Consider the following 10,209-nt stretch of genomic DNA (forward strand, 5'->3'; position numbering starts at 1 on the left):
TCCTGCTGGTGGTGCAACTGCTGTTGCAACGACTGCTGCAAATCGTTTAGCGCGCCGGTTTGGGCAGCCAGCGTTTGATCGGAGTTCGCTGGAAATGGTTGATCGCGGTTTCCAGCTCGCCGAGACGCTCCTGCTGGTGGTGCAACTGCTGTTGCAACGACTGCTGCAAATCGTTTAGCGCGCCGGTTTGAGCAGCCAGCGTTTCATGCAGATCGGCGAGGTCAGCGGTAGTCGCAGATTCAGCCGGGGACTCTTGGACCAGGGTTTGCTGGAAGTGGTTGAGCGCGGTTTCCAGCTCGCCGAGACGCTCCTGCTGGTCGTGCAACTGCTCCTGTAGCGCGGTGTGGAGTTCAGTCAGGTGTTCGCCTTGGTTAGTCAGTGCGCTCTGAACCGTGGACAGTTCTTGTTGGAGACTATCGTATTTTTGCTGCGACGCCACAAGGTCATCAGCGAGTTGTGCAAGTTGCGTGAGTTGTGCGGGTGCGATAGCAGGCGGAGGTGGTGCGGTAACCAGGGTTTCTACGGAGCCAGATCCAGGATTATCCTGGTACGCGGCCAGCCTATCCCGCCAGTTCTGATCCAGTTCCCGCAGCAGATCGCTTTGGTTGGTAAAGTCAGTTTGCAGGACGTTCAAAATCTGGCGGGTGGAGTTGGTATCCGCTGACACCTTGCCCATCACGGTTTCCAGATGCTTCAAGCGTTCCTGCTGCTTTTGTAGATCCTGCCGGGCCTGAGCCACATCCGTTACGGCATGGCGCTGAGTTTCAAATTCGCCGTTGAGCCGCCCGACCTCCTCCTGGAGAGCTTGCGCATCCTGCCAGATCGTAGCCAGCGATCCAGTGAGATCGTCAAACCGGGTTTGCTGTTCCTCAAACTGCTCCCGAACCGTCTCCTGGAGAGTTTGCGAATCCTGCCAGACCGTAGCCAGCGATCCGGTGAGATCGTCAAACCGGGTTTGCTGTTCCTCAAGCTGCTCCCGAACCGTCTCGGCACCGGTTTCAGTGGCCTGGCTGAGAGTGTCCAGCACACTTTCAAGTCGTTGCAGATGGTGGGACTGGGTTTCCGCGTTAGCGCCCAACTGTTCCAGTCGTTCCTGACCGGATTTGACGCTGTGTGCCAGTTGCTCCAGTTGGCTGTCATGTTGTCCGAATTGGGATTCGAGCGCCTTCATCCCATCCCGGCTCATTCGTGCGTCATGGCTCAGCGCCTGAATAGAGAGCAGCAGACTGTGCATCTCCCGCGTTTGGACCGATAGCTGCTGTTCCAGCGCTTCGATTTGCGCTATCGGCGCTGCTGCCTGCTGTTCCAGAACGCTCTGCCACTCCTGGCGCAAATCAGCATGTTGGGTGTGCAGGCCGGTGGTGAGCGTCGTTAGAGTTTGCCGTAGGTGCTGCTGATCCTGCTGGAAATCGGCGATCAGGTTTTCGATCACACCCACTTGTGCATCCAGCCGGCGACCGTCGGTCACGATCTCGGTCAGTTGCCCGGCTTGGGCGTGGGAGTCTCTTACCAGATCAGCTAACGACTGATGCTCAACTTGCGCATCCCGTTGAAGGGTGGCGACCGAGGTAGCGATGGCCTGCAACCGATCCTGTTGGGCACTGGTCTCGGCTTCCAGTGTTCCCAACTTCCGGCGCAGGTTCTGAAAAAAGCCAATCGCTCCATCCAGAGAGGATTCAAATTCGGTCGCGTCGTTCATGGCATCACGTCGCTGGGTTAGGTAAATAAAGCTGATAGGGACATTCGCGTCGTGCGCTCAACCCGAAGAGGTAGTGCCACCCATCAGCGCGAACAGGGGCATCTCCCGCACTACGGTCAGCAATGTTCCAGCTCAAAGCGAAAATCCTAACTTAAATTAAAACAATTATGAGTATGACCGATTTTTGCTTCTTGGCGAGCAGGGGATCAATTTCTTTGCGTATCGCTGGTATTTTAGGCGCTGGGGAGTCTTTATCCCAGTTGGGCGTGATGGGTGGGCGCGGGCAGACGATAGCGGTAGCTATAGGGCCGGGTCACAGCCGCACTGCCCCAGTAGGGTAGCGGCAAAGGCCGAGGCAGCGGCGCACGAGCAAGGTCTTCGAGGACCGAGCAGGGTTGGTACGCATGGATGGCACGGGCAAACAAGGCATGAATGGCCGCTGAGCGATTACACAACGAGGCCGCAGTTTCCCGCAGCCCCATCAGGTAAGGGGCACGGAATCCCCGATGTTCAGTGGCAATACCCACGGAATGCAGCACCACGCCGATCCGGCGCAGCAGGCGGGCGAAGGCATCGGTCACCAGCAGATAGCAGTGCTCGATCCCCCGTTCCAGACCGTGAACGATAATGGTCCGGATCAGACCGAGCATGACTTGAGATTCGCGATCCGGGGTAACGTGGTCGAAGTGGTGATCCAGATGAGGATTGCGGTGGTGGGGCTTTGGCGAGCGGATGACGCAGACACGCGAAATTTCGCCGAGGTGGCGGCGGCGAATATGGTCGGCGTGTCCGGGCGTCAGACAGTGCAAGGTTTCGAGCGGGAAACTGGCAGCATACGGCAACACCAGCCGTATAGCGGCGACCCAGGCCCCAGAATCACGCTGGCGGACGATGAACTGTGCCGCATGGGTGTCCCAGTGGTCACTTTCCTCACCTGCGGGAAAGTCGGCGGGGTTTTCGAAGCTGCGCTCCATGCAATAAACCTGATAGCGGATTTTGTGGTGAATGGCGCGACTGGCTTCGGTGTCGGCCAAAATTACTTCATAGCTGTCGTCGAATAGCCGATTGACACTCGGCCGAATTTTGAGATGCAAGGGCACGGGTAACCCCCTCTATGCTGGTTCTGGAGCCAGTGAGTAATTGATATTGTTGCGGCATCGCAAAAAATGTTGCTAAGTTACAAAAAAGATGACGCGCATTCTCGCAGAACTCTGAACATCGGGCTAGAGAAAATTTGAACAGGATGAAACCGATGGCAACCAGATTGTCACCTCAATGGTATCGCTACGTTTAACTTTTTAGAAACGGGATCGTTGCAAAAAAGAAACGGTTTGCGGCGCCCATTCGTTACAATCCGCAGTCAGCCCGCGACTCGATGCCCGATGATCATGAATCCCTTTGTCTTCACTGTTAATCCCGCTGTTTATCTGATCATCGCCATGGTGGTCTGGGGCAGTTCCTTCGCGGCAATGAAGCTCGCAGTAACGGTTTACGATCCGATTCTGATTACCTTCGTGCGTCTTCTTATCGCTTCCGGGGTATTTCTGGGGCTGCGGCGCGGGTTCGGGCCGATCCGCTACCGGCGGGGTGACTGGCGCTGGTTGACACTGATGGCGTTGTTTGAGCCAGTGTTGTATTTCGCGCTCGAAGCCAATGCCCTGCGTTTCACCTCCAGCGCCGCCGCCGCCACCGTTATCGCTCTGCTGCCGCTCAGCGTCGCCTTAGCCGCGCAATGGTTGTTACACGAAGTGGTGAGCGGGCGGTTGTACGCTGGGCTGCTGGTGTCGGTGGTTGGCGTGATCCTGCTGACCGGGACTGACGAGCAAACAGCGCTATCGCCACAGCCCTGGTTGGGCAACGCTCTGGAATTTCTGGCGATGTTGTGTGCGGTGGGCTACACGCTGGCGGTCAAGCGACTCAGCGCCCATTATTCGGCGCTGTTGCTGACGGCTGCCCAGGCATTCATCGGCAGCGTGCTGTATTTGCCGCTGTTGCCGTTTGCGGCAATCCCGGTCGTTGTGGATGGACCGGCAATGCTGGCGGTGCTGTATCTGGGCGCGGTGGTCAGTGTTCTGGCCTATCTGTGTTACAACTACGCCCTCGGCCAACTGCCGGCCAGTCAGGTAGCGGCCTATTCCAGCCTGATTCCGGTGTTCGCCGCCTTCTTTGGCTGGTGGCTGGTGGGCGAGACGTTGACCTTGGTGCAAAGTATCGCCATGTTGCTGGTGCTGGCTGGAGTGATTTATAGCCAGACCGGTTCGGCGACCCTCGATTCTCAAGCGGTACTCAATCCGGTCAAATCGCAGCCAGCCGGTTGATTCACTACGGGGACGAGCAAACTTGCAGGACTTTAGCTAAACCCTTAAATCTGTCATACCCGCGCCAGCGGGTATCTATTTTTTTCAGTGGCTTACTGGATTCCCGCTTTCGCGGGAATGACGGAAAGCAAAAATCCTGACTTGAATGGCTTACACGGTGGGAACCGCCAGCACCCGCGCCAGCCAACCGGCAATATCGCGGATTTCTTCCAGGCATACTTCGTGACCCATGCCGTAGTCGTGCCATTCCGATGGATAGCCCAGACTTTCCAGCCGCTGAACGCTCATTTGCCCGTAGCGCATCGGAATCACTGCGTCGTAATCGCCGTGAGCGACGAACAACGGCGTGTGCTGGTTGGCCGGACGCCGTTCAGCACTCAGCCGGTCGGCCAGCGGGATATAGCAGGACAGCGCCAGAATACCGGCCAGTCGGTCGGGGTAGCGCAGGCCGGTATGCAGCGCCATCGCCCCACCTTGGGAGAAGCCGGCCAGCACGATCCGCTCGGCAGGGACGCCACGCTGTTTCTCTCGTTCGACCAGCGCCACCAGCGCCCGCTCGGAGTCGTACACGCCATCGGGGTCTTCACGGCGCGGTAAATCCATCGTCAGCACATCGTACCAGGCGCGCATCCGCATCCCGCCGTTGATAGTGACGGGCCGAACCGGCGCGTTAGGGAACACAAAGCGAATTCCCAGCTCCGCCGGCAGGCGCATTTCCGGGACAATGGGGCCAAAATCGTTGGCGTCAGCGCCCAGTCCGTGCATCCAGATCACGCTGGAGCGAGCAGTGCCAGCAGGTTCGATTTCGACGGTGGTCAACAGTGGGTCAGTCATTGAGATTCATTCCAGTAGTCAGCAATCGAGCAAATTACCCGCGAAGCGCCCCGGATTGTCAAGCCACGCCCACCAGCGGAATGCGGGTTATACTGAGTGCTCTTTCATTCGCCGCCCGCGAGGATTGGCTCAAATGCGCATGTTTCCCCCCGGATTACTGCTGGCCTGGCTGCTGCTGACCACGCTGCTGGCCGGCTGCGGCCAGAAAGGTCCACTGTATTTGCCCAAATCGCCGGCGCAACCGGCATCGTCCGCGCAACCCCCGACAGTAACTCCCTAAGCCATGGATCATTTTGAATATCGTAACGGTCGCCTGTTCGCCGAGGAGGTACCGGTCGCTGACATTGCGGCGACGGTCGGTACCCCCTGCTATATCTATTCCCGCGCCACGATTGAGCGGCACTGGCGCGCTTTTGACCATGCTTTCGGCGAGCATCCGCACCTGGTTTGCTACGCGGTTAAAGCCAACAGCAATCTGGCGGTGTTGAATGTGCTGGCGCAGCTGGGATCGGGCTTTGATATCGTGTCGGTTGGGGAGCTAGAACGGGTTATAGCTGCGGGCGGCGATCCCGGTAAAGTGGTGTTCTCCGGCGTGGGCAAGCGCCGCGATGAGTTGGAACGCGCCCTGGAGCTCAACATCCGCTGTTTCAACGTCGAATCCGAGGCGGAACTGGCACTGCTGGAACAGGTGGCGGCGGAACGCGGCCAGCGAGCGCCGGTGTCGTTGCGGATCAATCCCGATGTGGACGCCAACACCCACCCCTACATTTCCACCGGTCTGAAGCAGAACAAATTCGGGATTGACCCGGAACGGGCGCTGGCGATTTACGCGAAAGCGGCCGCTTCGCTACATCTACATGTTATCGGGATGGATTGCCATATCGGTTCGCAACTAACTCAGGTTACGCCGTTCGTGGATGCACTGGAGCGAGTGCTGGCCTTGGTTGCGCGGCTGGAGGATCAGGGCATTCCTATTCATCATCTCGACCTTGGCGGCGGGCTGGGCATCCGCTACCGCGACGAGGAACCGCCACTGCCCGCCGAACACGCCGCCGCATTGCTGCAACATCTTCATGCTAAACCCTATGAAATTCTGATCGAGCCGGGCCGGGCGATCATCGGCAACGCCGGGATTCTAGTGACGCAGGTGGAATTGCTTAAGCAGGGCGATGACAAGAGCTTTGCAGTGGTGGACGCGGCGATGAATGATCTGCTGCGACCGGCGCTGTATTCGGCTTGGCAGGCGATCATCCCGATTGAACCGCGAACCGAGGGCGAATCGCGCCGTTATGACGTGGTGGGGCCGATTTGCGAGACCGGCGATTTTCTGGGCAAGGATCGGGAATTGAACATCGAGCCGGGCGATTTGCTGGCAGTGCGTTCGGCGGGCGCTTACGGTTTTGCCATGAGTTCCAATTACAACTCCCGGCCCCGCGTCGCCGAGGTGATGGTGGATGGCGACCGCTTTCAGGTGGTGCGCTGGCGGGAGCGAATTGCAGACCTGTATGCCGGCGAATCGGTGCTGGCATGATGCCCCCCTTCGCCAATCCTCCCGCCGCAGATATTCGCGCCCTGCTCCAGCGGGTCAAAACCATTGCCGTGGTCGGCCTTTCTGCGTCGCCGAATCGCCCTAGTCACGGCGTAGCCCGGGCGCTGCAAGGTTTTGGTTACCGCATCATCCCGGTTAATCCGTCAGTTTCGGCAGTGCTGGGCGAACGATCCTATGCCAGCCTGCGCGATCTGCCTCAACCGGTGGATTTAGTGGACGTATTTCGTGAATCGAGCCACGTCGCCGCGATTGTGGAGGATTGCATCGCCTTGAAACTCCCCGCGCTGTGGTTGCAGGACGGCGTGGTGGACAAAGCGGCGGCATTGCGGGCGCAGGCAGCGGGCCTGACTGTAGTGATGAACCGCTGCATCTATCGTGATTACCTCCAGTTGATACCATAAACATGGCTGAAAAAACTCCTGAACATCCGGTCCAGCACCGCCTGAAACTGCGCAACCTGCGTCTGTCCGATTACGGGGACGTGCAGGAAATCATGGAGCTGGTTTACCCCAACATGGACGGCGCTTGGACCCGCGAGCAGTTCGCCTCGCAGATCGCCCGCTTCCCGGAAGGGCAAATCTGCATTGAGGACAACGATAAAGTGGTCGCCGCTGCCATTAGCCTGATTGTGGAATACAGCCGCTACGGCGACCGCCACACCTACTGGCAGATCATCGGCGACGGTTATCTCACCACCCACGATCCCAATGGCGACACGCTGTACGGCGTGGATGTATTCGTCCATCCCGACTACCGCGACATGCGCCTGGGCCGGCGGTTGTACGACGCCCGCAAGGAACTGTGCGAAAAGCTCAACCTGCGCGCCATCGTGGTCGGTGGCCGGATTCCCGGTTACGGCCAGTGCGCCCACGACCTGACCCCGCAGCAGTATGTCGAACGGGTCCGCGCCAAGGAGCAGGTGGACCCGATTCTCACCTTCCAGTTGGCCAACGATTTCCACGTTCGCAAGATCATCACCGGCTACCTGCCCGACGACGATGAATCCAGAGCCTATGCGGTATTGCTGGAATGGCTGAACATTTACTACGAGGACAAGGAAGTCCTGATTGGCGGGCGCAAGTCAGTAGTGCGGGTTGGCGCGGTCCAGTGGCAGATGCGCCAGACCGCCTCGCTGGAGGAGATGTTGCAGCAGGTCGAGTATTTCGTTGACGCAGTGGCCGGTTACAAGACCGACATCGTGCTGTTCCCGGAGTTTTTCAACGGCCCGCTGATGGCGCAGTTCAACCAGCGCAACACCGCCGAGGCGGTGCGGCAATTGGCCGAATTCACCGATCCGCTGCGTGAAGCGATTGTCCAATTAGCAGTTGCCTACAACGTCAATATTATTGCTGGCAGCATGCCCGAATACAGTGACGGCGCGTTGTATAACGCCGCCTATGTGTGTCGGCGCGACGGCACCTGGGACAAGCAATCCAAGTTGCACATTACCCCCGACGAGCGTTCCTACTGGGGCTTGCAGGGCGGTGACGCACTCAAGGTGTTCGAGCTGGACATCGGCAAAATTGGCATTCTGATCTGCTATGACGTGGAGTTCCCAGAATTGCCAAGGCTGCTGGCCGATCAGGGGATGCAAATCCTGTTCGTGCCGTTCTGGACCGACACCAAGAATGCCTATCTGCGGGTGCGGCGCTGCGCTCAGGCGCGAGCCATTGAGAACGAATGCTATGTGGTGATTTCCGGCAGCGTCGGCAACCTGCCAAAAGTGGAAAATATGGATATGCAATACTCCCAAGCGGCGGTATTTACCCCGTCCGACTTTGCCTTTCCGCACGACGCCATTGCTGCCGAGGCGACGCCGAACACCGAGATGACCTTGATCGTGGATTTGGATCTGGACAGTCTGAAAGAAATGCGGGTGCATGGCAGTGTGCGCAATTTCCGCGACCGGCGGCTGGATTTGTACAAGATCGCATGGACTGGCCGAAGTTAAATTTCGCCCCAACCTCCCTCCTCGTCTGCTGGAGTTCGCCGAAGATGAAACTGTACTTCACCAAGATGCACGGTCTCGGCAACGATTTCGTGGTGATTGACGGGATCAACCAGGCTGTGATGCTGGATCCGGCATGGATTCGCCGACTGGCCGACCGCCACTTCGGCATCGGTTGCGATCAGGTGCTGCTAGTAGAAGCCTCCGACCAGGCGGAGGCCGATTTTCGTTACCGCATCTTCAACGCTGATGGCGGTGAGGTGGAGCAGTGTGGCAACGGCGCCCGCTGCTTCGCCCGCTTTGTCTGTGACCATGGTCTGACGGAGAAAGACGATCTGCGAGTGATCACCGCCGCCGGGCTGCTGCGGCTGCACCTCCAGCCGGACGGACGGGTAGCAGTTGATATGGGCCAGCCCCGGCTGGAGCCGACCGATATTCCCTTCTTCGCCACCGCCCGCGCCCTCCGTTATCCGATTGCCGCTGATGGCCTGGAACTCGAAGTGGGGGTGGTGTCGATGGGGAATCCACATGCGGTGCTGTTGGTGGATAATGTGGATCAGGCGCCAGTGACGCATCTGGGGCCGCTGCTGGAGCGGCACGGACGCTTTCCCAAGCGCACCAACGTCGGCTTCATGCAGATTGTGACTCCCGATCAGATTCGGCTGCGAGTGTTTGAGCGGGGCACCGGCGAAACTCTGGCTTGTGGCACCGGCGCTTGCGCGGCAGTGGTAGCCGGTCGGTTGTGGGGACGGCTATGGCCAAACGTTCGGGTGGAACTTCCAGGCGGTGAGTTGACAGTGCATTGGGCCGGTGAGGGCGAATCGGTAATCATGACCGGTTCGGCGACGACCGTATTTGAAGGATGGATTGAGTCTTAACTGTGACGTGGAAAGGTTCTAAGCCCTGCCAGCCGGCGGTGTCGCGGCTGGAATACCAAAACCGTTTTGGTGTTGTGACGACGCGGGGAGTTAGGGAACAGGGAAGGTAGGTCATGCCCACCTATCCCTGACTACGGGCAAGGATGGAACACTACCGCTTGCCGGCGACGGGCAAACCGCTGGGCTGGCCGAAGTTACCAAAGTAGCAGTGGTCAATTCCGCAGCCATCCCGCTGCCATCCCGCTGACCATTACCATTGTAGTCGAGAAATCAGGTGCCGTTGCGGAACATGCCGACTTTGGCCTTGCCATCACCGTTCCAATCTCCCGCAGCGGGTAAATGACAGCATTGCATCGTAAATCCTCCTGTCGCATATCTCGATCGGTTTCATATGATTAACGATGAATCCAATTTATCAGAAATGTCCCATAAAAAAACCCGCTGAGTAAATAGCGGGTTTTTTTATGGGACTCCAATAAGAATCAGGGTATTCACTTAATCTTAGCTTCTTTATACATCACATGCTTACGAACGACCGGATCGAACTTCTTCATTTCAAGCTTTTCCGGCGTCGTGCGTTTATTCTTTGTAGTGGTATAGAAATGCCCCGTACCTGCACTGGAAACCAGTTTAATCTTGTCGCGCATGGCAATGACTCCTCAGAATTTTTCGCCCCGGGCACGTAGCTCGATGAGAACGACATCAATCCCTTTTTTATCAATTGTCCGCATACCCTGCGAGGACACGCGCAATTTCACAAAGCGCTGCTCGCTTTCAATCCAGAACCGATGCGTGTGCAGGTTCGGGAGAAACCGGCGGCGGGTTCTATTATTGGCATGAGAGACATTGTTTCCAGTGATCGGACGCTTACCCGTCACCTGACAGACTCTGGACATTGGATTTATCTCCAATCGGAAATGGCAACCCCCGCTCTTGTAAGGAGCAGGGGTTCGTAATAGGAGCCTGGCGATGGCCGACTTTAG

11 protein-coding genes are annotated in these 10,209 nt (G+C 57.9%); 6 read left to right on the top strand and 5 right to left on the bottom strand.

The annotated features are described in order from the left end of the window. Positions 1 to 46: 46 nt before the first annotated feature. Together BN874_RS17115 and BN874_RS17120 are read right to left on the bottom strand one after the other, a co-directional pair. Positions 47 to 1,699, bottom strand: coding sequence for a coiled-coil domain-containing protein (locus BN874_RS17115; RefSeq protein ID WP_034435499.1), 1,653 nt, complete (start codon positions 1,697 to 1,699; stop codon positions 47 to 49). 251 nt (positions 1,700 to 1,950) lie between these two features. Further along, positions 1,951 to 2,799 (bottom strand): PEP-CTERM/exosortase system-associated acyltransferase, encoded by an 849-nt coding sequence (locus BN874_RS17120; RefSeq protein WP_034435500.1) that lies wholly within the window; start codon positions 2,797 to 2,799, stop codon positions 1,951 to 1,953. Positions 2,800 to 3,081: 282 nt separating this feature from the next. On the opposite strand from BN874_RS17120, the gene BN874_RS17125 reads away from it, so the two are divergent. Next, a complete protein-coding gene (locus BN874_RS17125; protein WP_051497985.1) occupies positions 3,082 to 4,017 on the top strand; it encodes a DMT family transporter in 936 nt (311 codons plus the stop codon). Between the two features lie 150 nt (positions 4,018 to 4,167). Here BN874_RS17125 and BN874_RS17130 read toward each other — a convergent pair whose 3' ends face one another. Continuing rightward, on the bottom strand, positions 4,168 to 4,851 hold the full coding sequence (locus BN874_RS17130; RefSeq protein WP_034435501.1) for an alpha/beta hydrolase: 684 nt from the start codon (positions 4,849 to 4,851) through the stop codon (positions 4,168 to 4,170). 133 nt (positions 4,852 to 4,984) lie between these two features. Between BN874_RS17130 and lptM the strand changes: the two genes are divergently transcribed. From lptM to dapF, 5 genes are read left to right on the top strand one after another with little or no spacing between them, the layout of a single operon-like run. After that, positions 4,985 to 5,131: an LPS translocon maturation chaperone LptM gene (lptM, locus tag BN874_RS23875; protein WP_081756483.1), complete on the top strand. Its 147-nt coding sequence runs from the start codon at positions 4,985 to 4,987 to the stop codon at positions 5,129 to 5,131. A 3-nt stretch (positions 5,132 to 5,134) separates the two neighbouring features. After that, positions 5,135 to 6,382, top strand: a complete 1,248-nt coding sequence (gene lysA, locus BN874_RS17135) for a diaminopimelate decarboxylase (protein WP_034435502.1) — start codon at positions 5,135 to 5,137, stop codon at positions 6,380 to 6,382. After that, entirely contained in the window at positions 6,379 to 6,801 is a 423-nt protein-coding gene (locus BN874_RS17140; RefSeq protein WP_051497986.1) for a CoA-binding protein, read from the top strand. Before lysA ends, BN874_RS17140 begins: the two co-directional genes overlap by 4 nt. Positions 6,802 to 6,803: 2 nt before the next feature. Continuing rightward, a complete protein-coding gene (locus BN874_RS17145) occupies positions 6,804 to 8,351 on the top strand; it encodes a bifunctional GNAT family N-acetyltransferase/carbon-nitrogen hydrolase family protein (protein WP_034435503.1) in 1,548 nt (515 codons plus the stop codon). A 44-nt stretch (positions 8,352 to 8,395) separates the two neighbouring features. Further along, on the top strand, positions 8,396 to 9,226 hold the full coding sequence (gene dapF / locus BN874_RS17150; protein WP_034435504.1) for a diaminopimelate epimerase: 831 nt from the start codon (positions 8,396 to 8,398) through the stop codon (positions 9,224 to 9,226). A 491-nt stretch (positions 9,227 to 9,717) separates the two neighbouring features. On the opposite strand, the gene rpmG is transcribed toward dapF, so the two are convergent. Together rpmG and rpmB are read right to left on the bottom strand one after the other, a co-directional pair. Beyond that, entirely contained in the window at positions 9,718 to 9,873 is a 156-nt protein-coding gene (gene rpmG, locus BN874_RS17155; protein WP_034435506.1) for a 50S ribosomal protein L33, read from the bottom strand. 12 nt (positions 9,874 to 9,885) lie between these two features. Further along, entirely contained in the window at positions 9,886 to 10,122 is a 237-nt protein-coding gene (gene rpmB, locus BN874_RS17160; RefSeq protein ID WP_034435507.1) for a 50S ribosomal protein L28, read from the bottom strand. Positions 10,123 to 10,209: the final 87 nt, after the last annotated feature.

Source organism: Candidatus Contendobacter odensis Run_B_J11 (assembly GCF_000531125.1).
Taxonomy (GTDB): Bacteria; Pseudomonadota; Gammaproteobacteria; order Competibacterales; family Competibacteraceae; genus Contendibacter; species Contendibacter odensensis.